This is a genomic window from Marinobacterium arenosum (assembly GCF_019795155.1).
Taxonomy (GTDB): domain Bacteria; phylum Pseudomonadota; class Gammaproteobacteria; order Pseudomonadales; family Balneatricaceae; genus Marinobacterium_C; species Marinobacterium_C arenosum.
On sequence record NZ_JAILYN010000029.1, the window covers coordinates 23,800 to 48,063 of the forward strand.

General features: G+C 61.0%; 11 protein-coding genes. 1 reads left to right on the forward strand and 10 read right to left on the reverse strand.

The features are described 5' to 3' along the window. Positions 1-11: 11 nt before the first annotated feature. The 5 genes from K6T12_RS13690 to K6T12_RS13710 all read right to left on the reverse strand — a co-directional run bounded on the left by K6T12_RS13690 (position 12) and on the right by K6T12_RS13710 (position 4,829). On the reverse strand, positions 12-296 hold the full coding sequence (locus tag K6T12_RS13690) for a type II toxin-antitoxin system RelE/ParE family toxin (RefSeq protein ID WP_222223434.1): 285 nt from the start codon (positions 294-296) through the stop codon (positions 12-14). Beyond that, on the reverse strand, positions 293-583 hold the full coding sequence (locus K6T12_RS13695) for a CopG family ribbon-helix-helix protein (protein ID WP_222223435.1): 291 nt from the start codon (positions 581-583) through the stop codon (positions 293-295). Before K6T12_RS13695 ends, K6T12_RS13690 begins: the two co-directional genes overlap by 4 nt. Positions 584-865: 282 nt before the next feature. Continuing rightward, a complete protein-coding gene (locus K6T12_RS13700) occupies positions 866-1,258 on the reverse strand; it encodes a flagellar protein FlaG (protein WP_222223436.1) in 393 nt (130 codons plus the stop codon). Between the two features lie 187 nt (positions 1,259-1,445). Further along, a complete protein-coding gene (gene cysC, locus K6T12_RS13705) occupies positions 1,446-2,054 on the reverse strand; it encodes an adenylyl-sulfate kinase (protein WP_222223437.1) in 609 nt (202 codons plus the stop codon). A 108-nt stretch (positions 2,055-2,162) separates the two neighbouring features. Further along, positions 2,163-4,829 carry a tetratricopeptide repeat-containing sulfotransferase family protein gene (locus tag K6T12_RS13710; RefSeq protein WP_222223438.1) on the reverse strand — a complete coding sequence of 889 codons (2,667 nt, stop codon included), beginning with the start codon at positions 4,827-4,829 and terminating at the stop codon, positions 2,163-2,165. A 13-nt stretch (positions 4,830-4,842) separates the two neighbouring features. Between K6T12_RS13710 and K6T12_RS13715 the strand changes: the two genes are divergently transcribed. Further along, entirely contained in the window at positions 4,843-5,046 is a 204-nt protein-coding gene (locus K6T12_RS13715; protein WP_222223439.1) for a hypothetical protein, read from the forward strand. Between the two features lie 321 nt (positions 5,047-5,367). On the opposite strand, the gene K6T12_RS13720 is transcribed toward K6T12_RS13715, so the two are convergent. The 5 genes from K6T12_RS13720 to K6T12_RS13740 form a co-directional block, all read right to left on the reverse strand. Next, entirely contained in the window at positions 5,368-11,580 is a 6,213-nt protein-coding gene (locus tag K6T12_RS13720) for a DUF4214 domain-containing protein (protein ID WP_222223440.1), read from the reverse strand. Positions 11,581-12,487: 907 nt separating this feature from the next. Next, positions 12,488-20,074 carry a DUF4347 domain-containing protein gene (locus K6T12_RS13725; protein WP_222223441.1) on the reverse strand — a complete coding sequence of 2,529 codons (7,587 nt, stop codon included), beginning with the start codon at positions 20,072-20,074 and terminating at the stop codon, positions 12,488-12,490. Between the two features lie 359 nt (positions 20,075-20,433). Next, complete coding sequence (locus K6T12_RS13730; RefSeq protein ID WP_222223442.1) at positions 20,434-20,610, reverse strand: hypothetical protein; 177 nt, start codon at positions 20,608-20,610, stop codon at positions 20,434-20,436. Positions 20,611-20,704: 94 nt separating this feature from the next. Next, complete coding sequence (locus K6T12_RS13735; RefSeq protein WP_222223443.1) at positions 20,705-23,479, reverse strand: hybrid sensor histidine kinase/response regulator; 2,775 nt, start codon at positions 23,477-23,479, stop codon at positions 20,705-20,707. Continuing rightward, a complete protein-coding gene (locus K6T12_RS13740; protein WP_222223444.1) occupies positions 23,476-24,168 on the reverse strand; it encodes a response regulator transcription factor in 693 nt (230 codons plus the stop codon). The genes K6T12_RS13735 and K6T12_RS13740 overlap by 4 nt, the downstream gene beginning before the upstream one ends. Positions 24,169-24,264: the final 96 nt, after the last annotated feature.

The following is a 24,264-nucleotide window of genomic DNA, read 5'->3' on the forward strand; positions in this document are numbered from 1 at the left end:
CACAAATCCCGTCATGTGCGGGATGGCGGCCACTGCCGGGCGGCATGCAGAATACGCAGCACACGCACCAGGTCCCGTGTTATGTCGTAAATCAAAATGTAGTTCTGGTGCGCGATCAATTCGCGCGTACCTGCAACACGTCCAGGGCGACCAAGGCCAGGGTGATCGACCAGCCGCGAAGCTTTTTCCGATATCAGCTCATCGAGGGCGAGGGCGGCGGTCGGGTTGTCCTGGGCGATGTATTCCCGGATCTCCTTTCGGTCGAGGTCAGCTGGTTTGGTCCAAACCAGTCTCACGAATCAGTGCCTGAAAGTTTGCGCCGCGTTTCTGCCCGCCATGCGGCGGCTTCGGCTTCCACGTCCTCAGCGGCGATCAGCTCGCCCGCATTGGCCGAGTCTATGCCTGCCTGCACTTCGCGCCGAAACCAGGCATCATGCTCTGCTGCTTCCTGCTGCTGCCGCACAACTTCTCGCATAAAGTCCCGAAGAAGCTGTGCCCCACTACGGTCGCGAGACTTGGCGGCCTGGGTGAATTGCTGTTTTAAAGCGTCATCGACCCGGAAGGTGAAGGTTGCTTCGCTCATGGCTATATTCTCATGTGTTACAAATTATGTGCAATGTAGCACGTGGGCTGTTTTCCGTCTATTTACCACCGTCGCACAAGCCCTGAAACCGGAGACATAAAGTTATGAGGGATAGGAACATGACCAATTATCTCGCCCGCTACGAATGAATATTCATCGGGGCTGACGTCCATGGCGGAGGTTCTGTTTTTCCGCCGTTTTTCCGGGTGGGGCGGTACGCTTGTTGGACGGGGATCGGGCTGTCAGCGGGTGGCAAAATCGCTTGTTGAAGTGCTTGGGCTACTATGCACGTGTATCGATCAACAAGCCCCGCAGTTCTTCCAGCTTGTTGGCGATCGCCAAGGCTTCTTCGGTGGGGATCTGACGTACCAGTTCATCGGTGGAACGTTCGACCACCTTGATCACCGGCTTGCCGCTCTGTTCATCAACATTGAATTCAAGGTCGCGCTCCAGTGACCAGGCAAGATCGCTCATCCGGTTGGCCTGTTCTTCAAGCCGTTGGTCGATTGTGTCGGTGCTTTTATCATCAGGGTCGAGCACAACCAACCGAGGCGGTTCCACCTCTGTAGCAGAGTGGCCTGATGTTTTATTGCGGTCCGCCGCTACACCCTCGATTGAAAACTCCGGTGCTACTGCATGCGCCGGACCTGTACCGTTGCCAATGAAAGATTCCATAACATTCCCCTTCGAACTCGAAACCATGAGCATCGGTAATAAATTTAGCCAAGACGAGGGGAAGAAAGTTTTGGAATATTGAATAATTGTTTTGCTAAATCAAATTATTATTTCAGGATATCTTTATTTGAAAAATTCCAAAGCAGCGAGAGTGATGCGTGCCTCGCGTGATCCGGCAACTCGCCATTCAACCGTTGGCGATCAGCCCCCGTTGCTGCAGGTAGGCCAGAATCTGCCCGGTGGTGTCGGCGACGCTCTGGGCCGGGGTGCGCAGATGGAGTTCCGGCTGCAGCGGCGGCTCATAGGGGGAATCGATGCCGGTGAAGCAGGCCAGGTTACCGGCCCGCGCCTTGCGATACAGGCCCTTGGGGTCGCGTTTTTCGCACAGCGCCAGGGGCGTATCGACAAACACCTCGATAAAGGGGGTATCGCCCGCGCGTTGACGGGCCAGCGCCCGTTCCCGTCGAAACGGGGAGATAAACGCGGTGATTGCGATCAGGCCCGCGTCGCTGAACAGCCGGGCGGTCTCCGCCACCCGGCGGATGTTTTCGGCCCGCGCCTGCTCGCTGAAGCCCAGGTCCCGGCACAGGCCGTGGCGGACATTGTCGCCATCGAGCAGCATGGCGTGATGGCCACGCTCGAACAGCGCCCGGTCCAGCGCGTTCGCCAACGTCGTTTTGCCCGCACCGCTGAGACCGGTAAACCAGAGGATGAACGGCGTCTGACGCTTTTGATCGCTGCGTTGCGACGGCGTCACGGCCGTGGCTTGCCAGTGAATGTCTTCCGGGACCGTCATTGTGCGTCTCCCTGCGTTTTATTGTGTTTTTTTGTTTTTTTGTTTTTTTGCGTTCAGCGATGGCGCGCACGTCTGCGCGTGCTCGCCCTCTCCGGCGGGTGGTTCAGCTCAAACATTGCGGCTCAGCAGCGCCTGCCCATCCGGCAAGTCGGCAAAATCGGGCAGAGTGACAACATCCGGCCCGTCGGCACCGGTCGGCTCGTCGCGGGCAACCGGGTGCGATCTGTCCAGGGCGTCCGCTTTCTCGCTCTGGCCGGTCAGACGGTAGGCGCGGGCCAGGTTTTCACGCCAGTCTTGATGCCAGGGGGCCTTGGCGGTCGCCTGCTCCAACAGCTCGATACCCTCCAACAGGTGATGCTTGCGCAGATAGATCAGGCCCACCATATAGGTGCAGGCGGCGTGTTCCGGGTTGTGGTGCAGCATCTTCTTGAAGCTCAGCTCGGCGCCGTCCAGGTCGTCGGCATGGTACAGCGCCATGCCCTCGGTCAGAAACCCCGGCTCGGGCAGGGTGATCATGTCGTCGATCGGGTCCCATTCTATCCGGGCGTTGGTGCCCTGGATCAGCGGCGCCAGGTATTGTTCATACCGCTTCCATTTCGCCTTGGAGGTTTTGTACACCGGCTGGCGCACCTGCCAGACGCTGGCGGTTTTCACCGGCCGGTCCAGCTCGTTGAACTTCAGCACCTGCGGTTGCCAGTCCACGCCGATATAGTCCAGCATCCGGCGGGCGCAGCCTTCCAGGTCTTCGACGACGTCTTCGTAGTTGATCTCCAGAATTTCGCCGGGGAAGGTCTGATGCCAGTGGTGCATCAGCAGGTTGTGATCCGCCAGCTGCTCGCCGATATCGGTCAGGTCGTAGGCGAAGCCCATGCCGCCGTGCTTGGCCTGGTAATCGGTAAAATAGTTGGACAGCGCGATATCGCGCGGGTCGCGCCGCACCGAGATGATCTTCGCGTGGGGAAACAGGAACTTGATCAGGCCGATGTTCTCGAAGTTGTGCGGCAGCTTGTCGACCACGTGCCGGGCTTCGGGCGCATAGTCCTGCAACTCCTTCAGGATGCCGTCGGCGATCCCCCGGGTGACCCCCTGGGTCAAGTCGTCGACACAGTCAGGGTAGTGGCGGTCGGAACCGGTATGGCGCTCCCAGCGCTCCAGCCCTTGAATCCGCTGCGGAATCACCCCCAGCTCGCCGGCGCCGAAAATCTCGCTGTGGCCGGCCAGAATCTGCTCCACCAGGGTGGTGCCGGAGCGGGGCATGCCGACCACGTACACCGGCAGGGTCGAGTCCGAGCCGTACCCCGGCCGGTGCTCATACAGCGCCCGGCAGAACGCCATACGGATGCGGGCGCACTGGTTGCGGTGTACGCGGGCGTTGTAGTGCAGAAACTTGCGGCTGGCGTCATTGGCCTGGCGGGCCAGCTCGAACGCCTTGTCATGGTCCTTGCGCTTCTCCCAGGCGGCGGCCAGCTGAAACAGGATGCTTGAGCGCAGGCTGCCCTCCAGGCTGGGGGTTTTCGCCGCCTGCTCCAGGGCCGCCAGCGTTTCGGCGTCCTCTGGAAACCGGCGGGCGTTGATCAGCGACAGCTGGCCTTTGATGGGGTCGAGCTGCTGCACCCGCTCGAACAGCGCCACCGCCTCCTCAATCCGGCCCTGCTGCATTTTCTGCTGGCCCAGGGCGCTGAGCGCGGGCAGGAAGTCGGGGTGTTCGGCCAGTACCGCGTCAAAACGCTGCTGCGCCGTCGCGTAGCGTTGCGCCTGGCTGTCCACCTGGGCCAGCGCGGTGTTCGCTTGCGCCAGTTGGTAGCGCCGACTGGCATCGTCGTCCGGCAGGGCGCTTGCCAAAGCCAGCGCTTTCTCGGATGCCTGTTGTGCCAGGACCTCATCGAAGCCCTGTACGCAGGCGCCCGACAGCTGTAGCCAGAGCGCGATGTTGTCTTGGTCCTGACGCAGTGCCCGCCGCAGCAACTGCACCGCCTGTAGGGTATAGCCCTGTAGCTGGGCCAGCTCGGCCTGCAGCAGGCACAGTTCGGTGCTGTCCGGGGTCTGCTTCAGGTAGCGGGCAATGACTTCGCTGGCCTGGTCATGATGGTCGGCGGCGGCCAGCTGACGGCCGTACTGGCAGACGGCGTCACTCTGCTGCTCGGCACTCAGGCCATCCAGCCACTGTTCCGCCCGTTCGAACTGGCCACCCAGAATCCAGAGGTGCAGTTGCTGGCCGTCCAGCAGCGCTTGTTGCTGGCTCAGGGCGGCTGGCGGCAGCTTGTCCGTCAGCTCGGCCAGCAGCCTGTATGCCTGCGCCAGCCAGTGCCGGGTTGCCGCCCGGTCATCCAGCTGCAGGCAGAGGGCGACCAGGTTGTTCAGCGTCGCCAGTCGGTCGGGCGCCAGTGCAATGGCGCGTTCGAACTGGGCGCGAGCCGCCGTGGTGTCGCCCTGCGACCAGCGGCAGTAGCCCAGGCGGGCGATCGCCGGCGCGTAATCCGGCTGCTGCGTCAGTGCCTGTTCAAGTTGGGCTTCGGCCTCGGCAAAGCGGCCATGGGTAATCAGAACGGCGGCCAGGTCGGTACGTACCGGTGCGGCATAGTCGGCCTGCTGGGCCAGGGCTTGCTCCAGCCATTGGCGGGCGTCGGTGTAGCGATGGGTATGGGTGCCTGCCAGCGCCAGCAGCGGGAGCCCGTCCGCCGGCGGACGATCACCGCTCAATGGCTGGCATTCGGTCAGCAATTGCTCATACTGCTGGTAATCGGCCAGCACCCTGAGTCTGTCTATCTGCGTCATCTGTTCTGCCTTATTGCAAAAACTGCTCTGTCCTGAAACCCTGGCCACCGCCTGGCGGTGGCTGCTGCAGCAACGGCGTCACTTTCCGGCCAATGCCGATAGCTGGCATCTGCGCTTTCACAAAACCCGGCTGCTTGCCGAACTGATCGCCGAGATTGCGGCAAACCGTTACCTGTTCTCGCTACTGCAGCGGGTCAGAAAAGCCGACGGCAGCTGAACCGGTTTTTCAGTATCTAGGCTATCAACAACAGCCAAAACCTTGACCGGACGCCTGGCCAAGGGGATGGAGGGGGTGGGTTATCAACTGAATCACCGAGGCGTCATCGCCCCGGCGACCCGTTGTGTCGAAAAATGCGTGCTGCACTGTCGCCGGCTTTACGAGCGAGGCCGTTGCCGGGCGGGGGAAAACGCCCGGCAACGGCTGGCGGACTCTGTGGCACGCTGGCGGCGCTGGTTAATCGCCGGCCTGTCGACGGATATCCAGGCCCGCCTGGAGCACGCGCTGAGCGGGTACCCGAATCGCTGGCTGCGTCATTGCCTAGACCACCAGGCCTTGTGAAGTTAGGATGCCGTTGGGGATGGTAACGTCGTATTGTGCAAGGGGGACGCTTTTCCATGGGCCGCCTGACCAAATAAAACAAGTATCAGTAATGGTAAAAAGGTCGCCGGGTTCTCCTCCTGTTGTAAATGACGCGTCCTGACCGTAACTCCTTACGACTTTTCCTCCTTTAGAAAACTGAGCGGCAAAATGTATAGTATCTGTCTTGAAATTTATCCCACCGGTTACCCTGTCTGTCCCCGACACCTCTGCTTCCTGCGCCCCCCTCACCGGGTTCCCGCTCCCTACTAAAATGATTTTATCGTCCCCCGACAGTTTTTCACCTCCCGACCAGAGACCAAATGCCGCGTTATGGTCAGCTGTCGGGCTGTTGACTAAATCCGCCGAATCACTATCAACACGGATAAAAATCTTATAACTAACCTCTTCGCTAAACGTCCGGTTGCTGTGATAAGACGACAGGCCGTTCACCAGATCGAAAACGACCACGCTCTTGTTCGGGCTCGTAAACTCGTCACCGGGTGACTCGTTGCCCGCGCTATCACGGGTGAATCCGGCTGTAACTGCCAGTACGTCGTCATTAGTCAGCGGATCGAATCCTTCGACCCCTTCGAGGTCCGGCTTGTTCGGATCGGTCTTATCCCCGGTCAGCGTGATCGCCAGTGTTTTGGAATCCGTCACCTTGGCGCTGGCGATATCGTCTGCGACGAACGAGATCGGGCTCGTATCGCTGCCGTCGATCTTCCAGGTCAGTTTGCTCCAGTCCAGTCGAGCCTTGATATCGGTGCTTGCGGTTTCGTCACTTTCCAGCAAGGTATCAAAGTTGGTGCCGGTCAGGGTCAGGGTGTTGTTTTGAGTATCGTAGGCCGCGCTGGTGATGGTGCTGGTGGGCGCGGTGGTATCCAGGGTGTAGCTCTGCTGGGCGACCTTGCCGTCGTTACCGGCGAGATCGGTGACCTTCAGCTCGATGGCGCTGTTGTCGCCGCTCGCCAGCGTGACGCCCTCCCATGTCAGCGTTTTGTCCGTCACCTCGTCACTGATATCGACCCAGTCGCCGCCGTCGACGCGGCCTAACAGTGCTTCGCCCGTGGCCAGCGTGGCACTGAGCGTGGCGGTGATGGTCTGGTTTTCGGCGGTTTTGGTAATGAAATCGCTGGCGCTGACGCCCGTATCGGCGCTGAGGGCGATGTTACTGAGCGTGGTGGTTGGCGCGATGGTGTCCAGCGTGGCGGTCAGGGTGTGGGCGCCGTCCGCGTTAATATTGCCGGCGCTATCGGCCACGGCGAACCGCAGGTTGTTTTCGCCATCTTTCAGGGTAAGACCACCCAGCGCGTAGATACCGCTGCCTTCATAGCTCAGTGTCGCCCAGGTCGTTCCGCCGTCCAGCGAACCGTACAGGGTTTCACCTTCCGGCAGGGCATCCGAGAGGTATACGTTCACGGTCTGCTCGGCTGTTTTAGTGACTTGATCGCTGTCGCTGCTGCCAGTGTCGGCCGACAACGTAACGCTTTGGATCAGATTGGAGGCGTTGCTGTCCGGCGCGGTGGTATCCAGGGTGTAGCTCAGCGCCGCACTGGCCTCGGAGACATTGGCCGAGTCGGCCGTATCGGCGATTTTAGCGGTTAGCGATTTGACACCATCCTCACCCAACGCGCTGGCCGTAATGTCGACATACTTCGCGTCGATATTATCGTTGCTCAGGGTGGCGCTGCCCACCGCGTTCTCGCCTTCATACAGGGTGACCGTATCGCCGACACGGGCCGCCGTGGTGCCGCTGCCAGCCAGCGCGACCCGCACGGTCGGGGTGCTGTCGTTACTGATGGCATCCGTATCGCTGCTGCCGCTGTCCGATGTTTTGACTAAACTCAGCGTCGGCGCGGCTGGGGCGATGGTGTCGACTGTGCTGTTGTTGGTGATGGTGTTGACTGTCTGATCTTGCGCGGCGTTCCCTGCAATATCAGTGATCGAGTTGGCGGTGCCGACGTCGGCGTCGTATTGAACACTGTCGACGGTCACGCCGGCCTCGATCTTGTTTTTAAGGGACAGGGTCACCTTGTCGCCGTCACCGGTTATGCTCGCCGTATTGATGGTGACCGGCGTGTTATCTACCGTGACGGTAAAGTCTGCCGCTTCGAGCTTGGGAGCGCTGATCTTTTCGTGCCAGCTGATTTCGATATCGCCGTCGGCATTGACCTGCACGCCGCTAATGGTGGGAGTATCGCCGTTCACCGTATAGTCCTGCTGGACGACCTTGCCGTCGTTACCGGCCTTATCGGTCACTTTCAGCTCGATAGGGTATGTGCCTTTCGTCAATAAAACATTCCATGTCAGCGTTGTGCCTTCGACCTTGTCGCTGATGTCGACCCAGGTATTGCTGTCACCGGCCCGCCCGAACAATCGCTCATCGTCGGCCAGTGCCGTGCTGAGCGTGGCGGTAACGGTCTGGCCGTCTTCATTGGTGATGAAGTCACTGTCGCTGATACCCGTATCATTACTGAGGGCTATGTCGCTGAGGGTTGTGGTCGGCGCGCTGGTATCCAGGGTGTAGTCCTGGCTGACCAGCGGGCCTTTGTTGCCGGCCTGATCCCGTACCTGCAGCTGCAGGCTGTTGCTGCCGCTGGCGAGGGTAGCCTCCCAACTGACCGCCGTGCCACTCACCGTGTCACTGATATCGATCCATGTGGTGCCGCCATCCACGGAACCGTACAGGCGCTCGCCGTCTGCCAGCGGCTGGCCCAGGGTGGCGCTGAGGGTTTGTTGCGCAGTACCGGTGTTGAAGTCACTGTCGGATGCGCCGGTATCGGCGCTGAGGGTGATGGCCGGTGGAGTGTACAGTGTGCCGTCGGCGTTGAATTTCTGCACGAAGATGCTGTAATCATGGCCGTCGTCGCTGTCTTGCCCATACCAGGTCACTATGAACTCACCGTCGCTGCCGATGGCGGTGATCTGCGGTGCCTTGTCATTGCCCGAGCTGTTGCCGGTCGCCTCCAACTGGACCGGGTCATTACCATCGGTGGTGCCGTTGGCATTGAACTTCTGCACGAAGATGCTGGTGTCGTGGCCGTCGTCGCTGTCCTTTCCATACCAGGTCACCACAAACTCGCCGTCACTGCCGATGGCGGTGATTTGCGGCGCCTTGTCATCGCCCATGGTGTTGCCGATCGCCTCCAGTTTGACCGTCTCATGGCCGGTGGTGGTGCCGTCGGCGTTGAATTTCTGAACGAAGATGCTGGTGTCGCCGTCGCCGTCGCCGTCGCCGTCGCCGTCATTGCCGTGCCAGGTCACCACGAATGCACCGTCGCTGCCGACGGCGGTGAGCTGCGCAGATTGCTCAATATCATTGATGTCGCTGATCGCTTCGAGCTGGACCGGGTCGTCGCTGGCGGTGGTGCCGTCGGCGTTGAACTTCTGTACGAAGACACCGCTGTTACCGTCACCGTTGCCGTCCGCACCTATCCAGGTCACCACGAAGTCACCGCTGTTGCCGACAGCGGTGATTTGGGGGAAGCCGAGTGCCTCGAGCTGGACCGGGTCGTGGCCGTTGGTGGTGCCTTCAGCATTGAACTTCTGCACGAAGATGCTGAAGCTGCTGTCGCCGTCCATTCTCGCCCAGCTCACTACGAATTCACCGGCGCTGCCGATGGGGATGATTTGTGGTAACAGGTCCATGTTGTTGCCGAGTGCTTCGAGCTGGACCGGATCGTTGCCGTTGGTGGTGCCGTCGGCATTGAACTTCTGCACGAAGATTCTGAAGGCTAGGCCATCGTTGCTGTGCACTCCCATCCAGGTCACCACGAACTCACCTTCGCTGCCGACGGCCGCGATCTGCGGAGACCCGCCGATCTCTGAAGCATTGCCGAGCTTGACCGGACCGTTGCCGCTGGTGCTGCCGTCGGCGTTAAACGTCTGCACGAAGATGCTGGGGTAGCCGTCGCCGTCGCCCTCGCCGTCCAGGCCGCTCCAGGTCACCACGAAGGCACCGTCGCTACCCACGGCGGTGGGCTGCGGATATTGTGTAATACCAACGATGTCGCTGATCGCTCCGGGCTGGACAGAGGTCTGTTGGGTGGTGCCGTCGGCGTTGAACGTCTGCACGAAGATGCTGCTGTCACCGTCACTGTCCTGTCCAATCCAGGCCACCACGAATTCACCGCTGGTGCCGATGGCCGTGGTCTGCGGATAAAAGTCGTTACCCGAAGCGTTGCCGAACGCTTCGAGCTGGATCTGGCTGGCGATTCCGGTGGTGGGCGCCGTATTATCGACGGTGATGGTGTTGCTGGCCGATGCGCTGAGGTTGCCGGTTTTGTCCACCGTGTACACTTTATAGCTGCCCTCCGCCAGGCCCTTGGCGGTCAGAGCGGTGTCGCTGTTGGCGGTGGTAATCTCAACGCTGTTCCACAGATTGTCGTTGGCGCCAGTGATATCGGCCAGCTTGGTTACCGTGATGTTGCTGTTCACCAGGTAGGCGGTACCTTGTTCGCTGCTGCGCACCGTGGCGCTGCCGCTGGCATTGATGGCGGCGGCGGTAACGCTGGCGGTGGGCGCCTGAGTATCCGGTGCCGGGCCCGGATTTGGGGTGGGTTCCGGCTCGGGCTGATAGACCGCGCCGGTGCCGTCGCCGACCGAGACGTTGTCGGCTTCATCGTCAATGGCGTCCTGCAGCGCGCTGTCGGTGGTGCGATCCTTGACGGTGCTCAGGTCATTGTTTTCCGCACCGCTTTCCAGCTGCTCTTCGATCTCCTCGGCAACGCGCTGCACCTGGGCGATCTTGACCAGCGTGCTGCCCTGGTCGGCGCCGCTGGCGACGGCGTCATCGATCGACTTGTTCAGCTTGGCGATGCTTTGGGCGCTGTCGTCGGCCAGGGCCTCGACGCGCGCCTGCTGGCTGCTGTCGGCGCCGGTTTTGCTGGCGGCCGTATTGAGCAGCTGTTTGACGGTGTCGGCGTCGGCCAGGTTCAGCGGGGTATCGGCCGGGGTCTTGAGTAGTTCGGCCACGGCGGCGACCGCGGCTTCGCTGCCGGCGGCTTCGTCGGCCACCAGGTCGGCGCCGTCCAGCAGAGCGGCGGTCTGGCTCAGCAGGGTGTTGACCTGGGCGGCGGCGGCCTGCACCTTCAGCGCCTGGCCGGTGGCCGCGCTGTCGGTATCCGTGCGCAGCGCTTCCTTCACCGGGTCGTAGTTCAGCAGGTCGAGGCTGCTGTCGAGGCCGAGTTTGCTGGCCAGGGCGGCCTGGGCATCGGCCACGGCGGTGCTGCTGCCGGCATTGCTTTTGGCCAGGCTGTCGATCAGGGTGGTCAGCGGGTTGATCACCTTGGCGCCGGCCGGCGCGCTCATGCGGCCCTCGAACGGCGCACCGGTGGAGATGTCGGTACCGCCGGTCATGGTCAGCTCACCGAAGCCGGCGTCTTCGCCGAAGTCAAAATGACCGTTTTCATCGGTGATGCGGGTTTCCACTCGGGTGGTTTCGACGCCGTCGATCACTTCGGTCACCGTCAGGGTGACGGTGGCACCACTGAAATAGCCATCGACCACCACGCCGTCCTTGGAGAGCCCCGGCACGTCGACACCGCTGTACTCCTCGCTGGCGTACAGCTTGGTGATCTCGCTGACCGGATTGTCGCTGGCAACGAAGCTGTCTATCTGCGCCTGGCTCGGCGCCTGGCCCAGAATCGCGCTGTACAGCGCGATGACGCCGATATCGTCCGATTTGGCGTCGATCAGCTCGGCGGAGTTGGCAAAGCTGGCCAGTACCTCGGCACGGCTGGCGCCCTGGTTGGTCAGCGCGTCCAGCCAGAACGCCTTGCCGTCGGCATCGGGTGCGCGGTCGAAGGTGTGCTGGTAGAGCAGGTTGAGGAAGGCGCTGTCATCCTCGGCAGCGCCGTACAGCGCCTGGGATTCGTCGGAGTCCATAAAGCCGGCGCAGATCTCCTGTAGCGAGGCGCCGTTCTGGGCCTGCTGTGCCCAGAAGTTCAGGCCGCCGGCATCGGGGATACGGTCGAAGGCGGCAAAGTAGAGCCGGGCGACCGGCGCGACCACTTCGCTGAACTCCTGGCTATCGATCAGCACCTGAGTCAGTTCGGCGGCGTTCAGCGCGCCGCTGTCCAGCTCGTTCTGCCAAAAGGCCTTTCCGCCGTCATCTGCAGCACGGCCCAGGATCTGTTGGTACAGTTGATCGATAAAGGTCGAGGTGGCCATCGGTTTCTCTCCTGAAATCCGTCTACTTAAGGTGATGGAGAGCTTTTTAACATAGGGAGGTAAACCCGCTTTAAACGAGCTGTTAACGAGATGTTAACGGCGCGAAAAAATTTGGGCATTCGTCAAAAAATGTTGCCTGCGGCCGTGCGGAGCTGCGTGACCGGCGGTGAGGCGGTGTCGATCCAGGTGTTTTTATCAGTGAAACGACGATGTTTATCCGTCAGGCGCGGATGGCGGTTTCGGGTTGTCTGCGGGGTTCCCGGCAACAGGGGGGGGGGCACGGATGTAGATCAGGCCGGTCGCCATCCCGATCTTAGAGCTGGCATAGCCAGTAATATGCTGGCCTCGAGGTCTGCTATGCGGCCTTCGAGGCCGGGGATTTCTATAGGGGTTAATCGATTTACGTATCGACAGAAATACGGCGGGCCTGGAATTGCTCCATCAGGCTCGTCAGCCGTTGCCGGTCAGCGGTACGGGCGGCGCGTCCTGCGTGGTTCGGTAATTCGGCTATCTGTTCGATGACCAACAGTCAGCGGCGGTGGCGCCCGGGTGATGCCCTACAGTCGATTTGCCAGCCTCTGTCGCGCCGGGTAGATGATAGGCAACGTTTATACGCCTGTAGCAGCGTACTCCGTGCGCGACGAAGCCTATTTCCGGAATGGCAAAGTCTGGCTATGACAGCCGAAGCACAGATAAAGAGCGATATTTCGAAACTTAACAGCATGGTGCCTCGGGTCGCGGAACCCTATAGTGCAGGGTAAAACGGCAGGGCACCAACTGTGTAGTGGCATAAGAAAGGGACGCCGAAAGGGCGCCCCTTAATAGACAGCTATTCCGTTTTCAGACTAAAAGCCTTACAGAATAAGTGATGTACCCTCTGCCACGGAGGTTTGTCGCAAGGCCGGCGTTACAGGCTGAAATCCCACTGCTCGCCCTGCAGGTACTGGCCACTCAGCTCCACCGAGGTGGCGAAGGCGCCGGCGATCTGTTCGATGGTGGAACCACTGGTCAGTTCGCCCAGCCAGAACGCCTTGCCCTCCGTGTCCGATTCACGACCCAGCACCGCCACATAGAGCTGCTCGAGCTGATCTTCGGTGCTCAGACTGTCGAACTCGACGCCACTGCTTTGCTGGTACTCCGCCGAGCGCAGGAACTCCAGTGCGATATAACCCAGCGACAGCCCGTTGGCACTGTCCTGGGTCCACCACTGGAAACCGCCCAGATCCGCCTGGCGACCGAGCACCTGGCTGTACAGCGTGGCGACCGCCTGCAGCTCGCTGCCGTAGACCGGATTAAAGCTGCCGTCGGCGAAGGTCAGCTGCTCGATATTGACCAGGGTGTCACTGTCACTGGCGTCGTCCTTGCGAGTAACAGTGACCACGCCGTTGACCTGCACCACCTCGTAGTCGGCCAAGTTGCCATCGTAGGTAGCCGTATCGCTGTCGGTACCGCCGTGCAGGGTATCGGCGCCGGCTCCGCCGAACAGGGTGTCGTTGCCGGCCTCGCCGAACAACAGGTCGTCTCCACCTTCGGAGCCGACGGTATCGTCGCCGGCGCCGCCGTAGAGCTGATCATCATCGGCGCCCAGCACGATATCCTGGCTGCCGGCACCGGCGAACACCGTATTCGAGCCGCTGCCGCCGCGGATGACCGTGCCTTCGCCTACCACCACGGCAAACTCGACGTCTTCGAGCTGCAACTGGGTGCCGCTCGGCAGGCTGCGGGTGTCGATCACCAGCGCCGCCCGGCTGTCGTCGTTGCCGTTGCTTCCGGTGGTCTGGCTGTTGCCGCTGACCACGATCGGGCTGTCCGGCGCGCTGTCGCCACTGGTGGTCAAGGTGAGCTTGTTGACCCAGAGATTTTCCTCCTGCAGGGTCTCCAAGAAGCGCTGGCCGCCCTGCAGCATATCGCCCTTGTCAGCCGCTTCGAGGGTGTCGTCGGCGGTTTCATCGATATAGCGGATCAGGTCGGCGACGCTGTCCTGGGCTGTTTTGGCCTGGTCATTGCCTTCGGCTGTAATCCCCACCCCTGTCGGTATAGCCACCTTCAGGGCCGCGTTACCATCACTCTCCTGTCGCAACGGAATATCGGCCTTGTCGCCGTTGTCGGTATTGTTGTCCTCCTGCCGATCGGTGGTGACCGGATCGATGGTCACCGTACTGGAGGTGGTGCCGTCGGTATTGGTGGTGGTATTTTTCTTGACCGTTACGCCGTCGATGGTGTCGTTGGTGGTGGTGCCGGTGTTGCCGCCTCCGCTCGACGGTACATACCAGCTCAGCGTGGTGCTGGCGGCCTGGCTGGTGCCTCCCTCCTCATCTTCCAGTATGAAGCTGAAGCTGCGGGTACTCTTGTCCGGTGTCTCTGTATTGGTGTTTTCGTAGCTGATGTTCTGCAGCAATGCGCTGATCGCGGTATCGTTGGCGTCATCAAAGAAAATGACCAGGTCATCGCCATTTGTGCCGCCGGTATAGCTGCCGATGGGGTCACCACCATAAGTGACATCACCTTCAATCAGACCGATTTGGCCCTCTTCGTAGCCTTCGTTGTTGATCGACAGCACATCCTCGCCGTCAACGCCGCCGCTGCTGATACTGACGGTCAAGGAGCCGGCGTTATAGCCGCTACTGTCGGCATCGCTGACCGCGGCATCAGCCCCCTTGTCCAGCAGCACCGCGCCACTGCCGGCCTTATAGTTGCTGACTTTGTCGCCGCTGAGGTGACTGATTACCGGCGGGCTGCTCTGCACCGTTACGCTCGGTTCCAGCGCCACCGACGTTGCGCCATCACCGTCGCTGAGGGTGACGTTCAGATTCACCGTACCGGCGCTGGTCGCACTGAACTTCAGATTCTGCAGTAGGGTCTGCAGATTGGCCGGGGTAGCATCGCCGTTCAGGCTGATGGTCAGATCATGACCACCCTGGCCGTCGTTGGTGCTAACCGTACCGATGGCGGTACCGCCGACGTAGATATTGTCACCGGCGGTCAGACTGCCATCGGCGGATTCACTGTCGGTTCCGGCGGTAACATGGGTACCGTCAACGCTGAGCGCACCGTTATAGCCAAAGCCATCATTATTGGTAATGGCCAGTGTGCCGCCATCGAAATCCGTGCTGTCGGCATCGGTCACGATGGCATTGCTGCCGCTGTCGAGCGCTACCGCCTCGCCCAGCGCCACGACCGTGATGTTATCCAGGCCACTGATTGTCGGTGCGTCGTTGGCCGCCGTGATGCTCACGGTGGTGCTGCCGCTGGCGGCGAGCGCGCCGCCGGTGCCCTGGGCACCGCTGTTGCCGTCGTCGAAGGTCCAGTCGATCTGGACCGAGGCGGGCGGCGCATCGGAGCTGTTGCTGTAGGCGATGGATCGCATCGCCTCGTTCACCAGAGTCTGGGTGGCGTTGCCGTTGAAGCCGAGTGTCAGGGTGCCGCTGGAGTTGGCGCTGACCGTGCCGATGACGGTGCCCGACAGGCTCAGGTCGCCGCCTTCGCTCAGAGCGGCCAAGTTGCCGGTGGCGGAGAACTGGTCGTCGGCGTTGGCGCCGCCGTTACGTGCCAGCGTCAGGGTGGCGCCGTCATAGTTGTCGGCCGCCGCCAGTTCCGCATCGTTGATCACCACATCGGCATCCAGCACCACCGCCGCGCCATCTTCGGTAAAGGCCGGTGTGGCGTCGAGTGAGCTGACCGGCCCGAAGCTGGTGTCCAGGCTACCGTCGCTGTTGTAGCGCACCAGGGCGATATCTTCGTTGCCCCAGCCTCCGACCAGGATCTTGCCGTCGGACAGGACGGTAACACTCTCGCCACCGTCATAGCTCGTTGCGAAGTCCGTGGTCACCTTGCCGTCGCTGCCGAACGTGGTATCGAGGCTGCCGTCGCTGTTGTAGCGCACCAGCGCAACATCGTTACGATTGCTACCGTTCCAGGCCCTGCCCGCCAGGAGGATCTTGCCGTCGGACTGGACGGTAACGCTACGGCCCTGGTCATTGCCCTCTGCGAAGTCCGTGGTCACCTTGCCGTCGCTGTTGAAGGTGGTGTCCAGGCTGCCGTCGCTGTTGTGGCGCACCAGCGCGAAATCGTAGTAGTTGGTCCTAAAAGTACCGGTCATGCCGCCGACCAGGATCTTGCCGTCTGACTGGACGGTAACGCTCGAGCCAGAGTCGTTGTCCGCGCCGAAGTCCGTGGTGAGCTTGCCGTCGCTATCGAACGTGGTGTCGAGGCTGCCGTCGTTGTTGTAGCGCACCAGCGCGAAATCGTAACCGCTGCCGGTATAGGACCTCCCCGCCAGCAGGATCTTGCCGTCGGGCTGGACGGTATGGCTCCAGACCTGGTCAGAGGTTGATGCGAAGTCCGTGGTGAGCTTGCCGTCGCCGTCGAACGTGGTGTCGAGGGTACCGTCGCTGTTGTAGCGCGCCAGCGCGAAATCGTCGGTGCTGCCGTTATAGGCAGTCCCCGCCAGCAGAATCTTGCCGTCGGACTGGACGGTAACGCCCCAGCCTTGTTCATAACCCGGTCCGAAGTCCGTAGTCACCTTGCCGTCGCCGTCGAACGTGCTGTCGAGGCTGCCGTCGCTGTTGTAGCGCACCAGCGCGAAATCGCTGTCGTCGCTGCCATTATCGGCAACGCCGCCGACCAGGATCTTGCCGTCGGACTGGACGGTAACGCTCTGGCCATAGTCAAAGCCCGCTCCGAAGTCCGTGGTGAGCTTGCCGTCGCCGTCGAACGTGGTGTCGAGGGTACCGTCGCTGTTGTAGCGCACCAGAGCGAAATCGCTGTCGTTGTAGTCGTCACTATAGGCATATCCGCCGACCAGAATCTTGCCATCGGCCTGAACGGCAACGCTCCAGCCAATGTCGTCGTCCGCTGCGATATCCGTGGTCACCTTGCCGTCGCCAACGGAGAAGCTGGGCGCGTCGTTAACGGCATTGACCGTGACGGTGGCGGTTGTTGCCGGGCCGGTATGGCCGTCGGTATCGCGACCGGTAAAGGTGATGGTGCGGTCGGCGGCATTCGGGTCGTGCGAGCTGTTACTGAAGGTCGCTTGCCGAATCAGCGCCAGGTAATCCGCCTGGGTGGCGGTACCCGACAGGGTGATCTGGCTGCTGGCGTTCTCGGTGATGGTGATGCCGTTGACGGCCTCGCCATCGTTGTGCGAACCGATCTTCAACAGGTCGCCAGTCTGGGCGTTGGTCAGCTGAATCACCAGCTGATCGAGATCGGTACTGTCGGTATCGGTCAGGGCGGCGTCGGCATCCGCCAGGGCAACCGCGCTGCCGCCTTCGGTGAACGCGGTGCTGAAGCCGGTGCCCGATTCGCTGCCGTCCAGATCGATAACGGGTGCCTTCACCACGTCGATGGTGCTGGTGGCCGTGTTCGAGTCGCCGTCTCCATCGTTCACGGTGACCGTCAGGGTGCGGTTGCCGGTGGTGATGTCGGCAGCAGCCGTGCTGTTGTGGTAGAGGACCGATTCGATCACTGCCTGGTAGTCGGCTTTGCTCGCCGTGCCCGACAGGTCGATACGGGTGGCCGATGTATAGGCGATACTGATGCCGTTGCTGGTGTCCGGGCTGCCGCTGATGGTGATCGATTCATTGACGCCATCCTGAACGCCGTTCAGGCTGATAACCGCCGATTCGATATCGCTGTCATCGACATCGGTGATGGTGAAGTCGCTGTCGACCACCGCCACGGCGCTGCCGCTGGCGGCGAAGCTGGTGGCGAAATCGGTGCCGCCGGCACCGGAGCTGTTGTCGGCATCCAGGCTGAGTGTCGGCAGGTCGTTGACGGCATTGATAGTCAGCGAAACCGTATCCGTGGCGCTCGAGAAGGCGGTGCCGCTGCTGGTGTCCACGCCGGTGTCGCCGTTGTTGCCGCTGCTTTGGTCCCAGGCTTTGAAGGTGAGGGCATCGTTAATGGTGCCGTTAACATCGGCATCCGGCTTGAAGTACACCCAGGTATTGGCGTCGGCGGCGAGCAGCAGGGCGCTGCTGCTGGAAACGGTGCCGGTCAGCTCGGTCCAGTTGGCGCCGCTGTCGGTGGAATAGTACAGGGTGCCCTGTGCGGCAACGGCGGTGACCGCGATACCGAAGCTGTCGCCCTCGGCATCGCTGACGTTATCCAGGCTGCCGCCGCTGTTGATCAGCGTCGACACCAGCGTGGCGTTGACGATCGAGTCGTTGGTTGGCGCGGCCAGGTCTTCGTTGATGGCGGGCAACGCCGGTGATGCGGAGGCGTTCAGTACCGGGGCATCGTTCACCGCCGTGATGCTCACGGTGGTGCTGCCACCCGTGGCGCGCGCGCCGCCGGTGCCCTGGGCGCCGCTGTTGCCGTCGTTGAAGGTCCAGTCGATCTGGACCGAGGCGGGCGGCGTATCGGAGCTGTTGCTGTAGGCGATGGAGCGCATCGCCTCATTTACCAGAGCCTGGGTGGCGTTGCCGTTGAAGCTAAGTGCCAGGGTGCCGCCCGAGTGGGTGCTGACCGTGCCGATGACGGTGCCCGACAGGGTCAGGTCGCTGCCTTCGCTCAGGGGGGCCAGGTTACCGGTGGCGGAGAACTGGTCCTCGGCGCTGGCGCCGCCGTTACGTGCCAGCGTCAGGGTGGCGCCGTCATAGTTGTCGGCCGCCGCCAGTTCCGCATCGCTGATCGCCACATCGGCGTCCAGCACTACCGCCGTGCCATCCTCGGTAAAGGCCGGCGTGCCGTCGAGGGTGTAGACCGGACCGAAACTGGTGTCCAGGCTGCCGTCGCTGTTGTAGCGCACCAGCGCGAAATCGTCGTTGCTGCCATTATAGGCATAGCCCGACACCAGGATCTTGCCGTCGGACTGGACGGTAACGCTATAGCCATAGTCATCGTCCGCTGCGAAGTCCGTGGTGAGCTTACCTCCGTTGCCGAAGTCGCTGTCGAGGCTGCCGTCGCTGTTGTAGCGCACCAGCGCGAAATCGTCGTTGCTGCCGTTTTTGGCAGACCCCGCCAGCAGGATCTTGCCGTCGGGCTGGACGGTAACGCTGTAGCCTATGTCATCGTCCGATGCGATGTCCGTGGTCACCTTGCCGTTGCTGCCGAAGTCGGTGTCGAGGCTGCCGTTGCTGTCGTAGCGCACCAGCGCGAAATCCTTGTTGCTGCTGTTATCGGCAGATCCCGCCACCAGGATTTTGCCGTCGTCCTGGACGGCAATGCTGTAGCCTTTGTCATCGTACGATGCGAAGTTCGTGGTGAGCTTGCCGTTGCTGCCGAAGTCGGTGTCGAGGTTGCCGTCGCTGTTGTAGCGCACCAGGGCGAAATCCGTGTTGCCAAAGCCTCCGACCAGGATCTTGCCGTCGGAAAGGGCGGTAACACTCTGGCCAGAGTCGTTGCTCGTTGCGAAGTCCGTGGTGAGCTTGCCGTCGGTGCTGAACGTGGTGTCAAGGTCGCCGTTGCTGTCGTAGCGCACCAGCGCGAAATCGTAGTTGCTGCCATTAAAGGATTCGCCGCTGACCAGGATCTTGCCGTCCGACTGGACGGTAACACTATGGCCCAGGTCAGAGTACGACCCGATGGCCGTGGTGGACGTGCCGGAGTTGCCAAACGTGGTGTCCAGGTTGCCGTCGCTGTCGTAGCGCGCCAGCGCGAAATCGTATTTGCTGCCAGTAAAGGCATAACCCGCCAGCAGGATCTTGCCGTCGTCCAGGACGGCAAGGCTCCGGCCAAAGTCTGGGCCTGATCCGATGGTTGTGGTGAGTTTGCCGTCGGTGCTGAACGTTGTGTCGAGGCTGCCGTCGCTGTTGTAGCGCACCAGCGCGAAATAGGTGGAGCTGCCGTTATTGGCATAGCCGCCGACCAGAATCTTGCCGTCGGCCTGGAGGGTAACGCTGTAGCCTTTGTCATTGCCAGATGCGAAGTCCGTGGTCACCTTACCGTCGCCGGATGTGAAGCTGGGTGCGCTGTTCTCCGCCAGTAACCCCTCGAAGGCCGGAGCGGCGATGGCCGCCGTTTCCAGAACGCCGTCGCTGCCGTCGCTGTGTGCCACTTCCAGTTGCCAATCCCCGCCCAACGCCGCCGCGCCGGTGAGATCGGTCGATGCCGCCACATCGGCGCCGGTCAGTTCTGACAATGCAGCAACAAACGTCTGACCGTCACCCGCCGCGACCTCGCAGCCATACAGCAGCAGGTCGCCCTCTGCCGAAAGCGCCGCGCCCAGCGTCTGCAAGTCGGCCGCGCGCGCCTCGGCGGTGGCGGTGTCCAGCGTCAGGGCGCCCAGGTTCACCTGGCCTTCAGCACCGTGACTGATCAGGTGAATGGCGTCGATGCCACTCTGCCCGGCAAGGTAATCCGCCATCTGTCGCAAGCCGTCGTCCCGGCTGTCGAGCACAACCACCTCTACGCCGGGCGTCACTGCCGCGGCGAGGGATTCAAAATCGGTGACGTTGTCGACGATAAATACGACCTCGTAACGCCCGCTGTTGATGGCGTTGACGCCGTTGATGGCGGTATCGAGCTGTGAGTTATTTTGTGACTGTGTCATCGCTTGATAGTCCTTTTTGTTAACCTGCTTGCCGAGTCAACCTGTGGCTCAGGCATTGATTGCCTTGTTTGCTTCTTGTCCACACGGCCGTCTATTGGCTGGGTGCACGGTCGAAGATGTGCTATTGCCAGAAGTTCAGGCCGCCGGCATCGGGGATACGGTCAAAGGCGGCAAAGTAGAGCCGGGCAGCCGAGAATCTGCGTGTAAAGCTGTTCGATTGAAGTCTCACAGGCCCTCGGTTTCTCTCCTGAATTCCGTCTTAGCTAAGGTGATGCAGAGCTTTTTAACATAGGGAGGTAAACCCGCTTTAAACGAGCTGTTAACGAGATGTTAACGGCGCGAAATAAATTGGGAATTCGTCAAAAAATGTTGTCTGCGGCCGTGCGGAGCTGCGTGACCGGTGATGAGGCGGTTTCGATCCAGCTGTTTTTCTCAGTGAAATGACAATGTTTGGCCGTCAGGTGCGGATGGCGGCTTCGGGGTGTCTCCGGGGTTCCCGGCAACAGGGGGCGGCTGTCGATCAGGTTGGTCGCCATGCCGATCTTGGCGTTGGCATAGTCAGTAATATGCTGGCCTCGAGGTCTGCTATGCGGGCTTTGAGGCCGGGGATTTCTATAGGGTTTATTCGATTTACGTATCGACAGAAATACGGCGGGCCTGGAATTGCTCCATCAGGCTCGCCAGCCGTTGCCGGTCAGCGGCACGGGCGGCGTGCTCCAGTTGGTGGGCGAGCGTTGAGGTATCGGCCAGGCCGGCAATGGCGCTGGTACCGGCAAGCTGGTGTGCAACTTGGGCAAGCTTGGTCAGATCGTCCTGCTGCCAGGCGGCCAAAAGCAGGCGGTGCTGTTGTGCCAGGGTTTGCTGCTGCAGTTGCAGCAGCGTGTCCAGCTGGTCGTCGGTAAGGTGATGGCGGTAATCGGTGAGCAGGTCCGGCTCGAGTGCTGGCCGAGGATCCTCATCGGGGGACGGGTCGCCGCGATGCGCGCTCAGGGCGTCGTACAGCTCATCAAGACGGAGCGGTTTGCTGACCAGACCGTCCATGCCCGCTGCCCGGCAACGTTCTTTCATCGCCTGAGTGGTGCTGGCGGTCAGTGCGAATATCGGTACCTTGGGCTGGTGTTGCGGCGTTTGTCGGCGGACCAGTCGGGTTGCTTCCAGGCCATCCATGCCCGGCATCTGAATATCCATCAGGACTAGATCGAACGACGCGCTAGCGCAGGCGTCAACGGCAGCCTGGCCGCTATCTGCCTGGGTTAACTGATGGCCGTCACGTTGCAACATGTGGGCGATGATACTGCGGTTCATCTCGACGTCATCGACCAGCAATATACGCAGTGGGGCCGGACGGGCGTCGATCGGTGCCGGTTGCTGCTCGTCGGCATCGGCCGGCAGCAGGTCCACGGTGAACCAGAACAGGCTGCCCTTGCCAACTTCGCTCTCCACTTCGAGGGTGCCGTTCATTGCATCGACCAGCCGCTTGCTGATCGCCAGGCCGAGGCCGGCGCCGCCCTGCTGGCGGCTGTTGCTGCCATCCATCTGTTCGAAGGGTTGGAAAATCTGTTGCTGCCATTCCGGCGGAATGCCTTGGCCGCTGTCCTGCACCGAAATATAGAGCGGCAGGTGTCCGTTGTCCGGGTCCAGCTGTTCCGCCTGCACGTTAACCTGGCCCTGGTCGGTGTATTTGATGGCGTTGCCGATCAGGTTGTTGAGTATTTGGCGCAGCCGCGCCGGGTCGCCCTTGGCGCGTGCCGGTAACGGGCCGAGCGTCAGGCCCAATTGGATACCTCGTTCGCCGGCGGTCGATTGCAGCAGGTCGACGGTGTCTTGTAGCAACTGCCGTGGTGAGAAGATTTGCTGATTGAGCGTCAACTGTCCCTGTTCGGACTTGGACAGGTCCAGCACGTTGTCGATCAGGGTCAGCAAGTGCTGGCCGGCGGTGTTGAGGGTCTGCAACAGCTGGCGATTGGACTGGCCCTGGCCGGTTTGATCAAGCAATTGGGCGGCGCCGAGTACCGCAGTCATCGGGGTGCGCAGTTCATGACTCATCACCGCCAGGAATTCGCTCTTTGCCTGGCTGGCAGCTTCGGCCTGCTGCCGGGCGCGTTCCAACTCGACGGTGCGCTCGGAGATCTTGCTTTCAAGCTCTTGCACCAGTACCCGCTCCGCCTCCAGGGCACGAGCCTGGGCGGCCGCTTTTTCCTTCAGCAGCAGGTTGTAGCGGTCGGCAAAGGATACGGCGAACATCGGGATGATACCCATCAGCGCAATGGCCATCGCCGTTTCGTCGAGCAGCACAGGCGTGACGCCGAACACGCCGAGGACGTGCACAATCACCGCCAGCCAGAAAACGCTCAGGGCTAACACCAGCAAGCGTGCGGGGCGATAACCCCGCCACAGGGAGGTGATGGCGGCACCCAGAGTAGCTAAACCGTTAACCGGGCTGATCAGGGTGACCAGTTTGCTGGCCGTGCTGTAATCGATCCAGAGGGCTGCCGCTGTTGACAGCAGTGTGTAGGCCATCAGCAGGCTGAGCAGCCGGTGCCAGCCACGGCTATAGCGACGGGTCTGCAGAAAGCTTCGTGAATACGCCAGGTAGAAGAAATTGATGAGACCGATACCGAGCGCAATGGCGCGGACCTGCCAGTCACCGGTAAGCCAGTCGATATACTGATGCAGAAAGCCGTTGTAGGCGCTGGAATAGAGTAGGTAAGAGAAGGTAAACAGGCTGAACTGGAGGTAGATTAATTTACGCAGTATCAGGGTTACTAGCAGGTAGTAGATGCCGATACTTAAAAAGGCGCCATAGAGGGCAGCGATCAAAAGCGTCTCGTGATCGGTCTTTTCGGTGAATGCCGTTGGCTGCCAGAGCGTCACCGGTAGTGCGATGGCGGTCTTGGATCGCACCTGCAGATAGAACGTGCGGGTCTCGCCTGCAGGTATGCTGATCGGGAACAGATTGGCGCGGTGATTGATGGCGCGTAAGTCGAACGGCTGCGCCAAGCCCAGTCTCTGTTGCTGCCAGCCGCCCTGTGCCTTGGATTGATAGAGGGTAATCTGTTGCAGGCGTGGCGGACCGGCTTCCAGCCACCACTCGGTGTTCGGGCCTTTATTGAGGATGCTGAAACGAACCCAGATGGTCGCATTGGTATAGCCGAAATTAGGTGTATCGCTTTGGCTGGGTGTGAAGTTCAGCGATGCATCGGCCGCGCTGATCTGCACGATATCCAATGCCCCTGGCGGAACTTGCAGAAATTCCATCGTGTGACCGAGCGAATAGCGTGTCTGTTGTTGGTCGATGACAAGGGGGGCCCCGTTAACCTGCAGGCTGATGGACAGCAGCAACAGGGTGCACAAGGTTAGCAGGGTGGTCAGCCTATCGCGTCCAATGAAGCGATAATCGTTCACGACAGATTCTCCAGACGATAGCCGAGACCGGGTACGGTGAGAATATGGCGGGGCTGGCCGGGGTCGGATTCGATCTTCTTGCGCAACCGGGAGATCAAAACATCGACGGTTCTTGGGTGTCCATTGCTGGTATCTCCGGTAATGGCTTCGAGCAGACTATCGCGGCCGAGCACCCGCCCCCGGGAAGAGGCCAGGGCGGCCAGCAGGTCGAATTCTCCTCGGGTCAGGTTGACCGGGTTGCCGGCCTGGTCGGCCAGGGTGCGCTCGACAATGTCCAATGTCCAATCGCCAAACTGAAGGCGATCTTGTACCTCTTGTTTACCGGACTTACGCATCAAGTGCTGGACCCGGTAGATCAGTTCGCCCGGGTGAAAGGGCTTGATCAGGTAATCGGTGGCGCCGGCTTCAAAGCCGAGGTAACGCTCCTGAGCGGCCCCGCGGGTGGTCATGATCAGGAAGGGTAACGAGTCGGGATGACAGTATTGCCGGGCAAGCGTCAGACCGTCGCCGTCGGGCAGGTTCAGGTCCAGGATAACCAGGTCGTAAGTACGGGCTTTAAGTGATGTGCATGCATCGGCGATATTCGTGACAGCCTGTACCTGATAACCCTCCTTGAGAAGCAGGGTTTCACATAGGTACCGATTTGCATCATCGTCTTCGACGACAAGAACATCCCTATTCAACAACATTTTCGAGAAATCCGTAGCTGATCACGTGAAGATCGGAAAACACTGGACGTATTGGCACAGTTTACCGTGATAAGCCTTTGTTCGAAAATGTGTTTT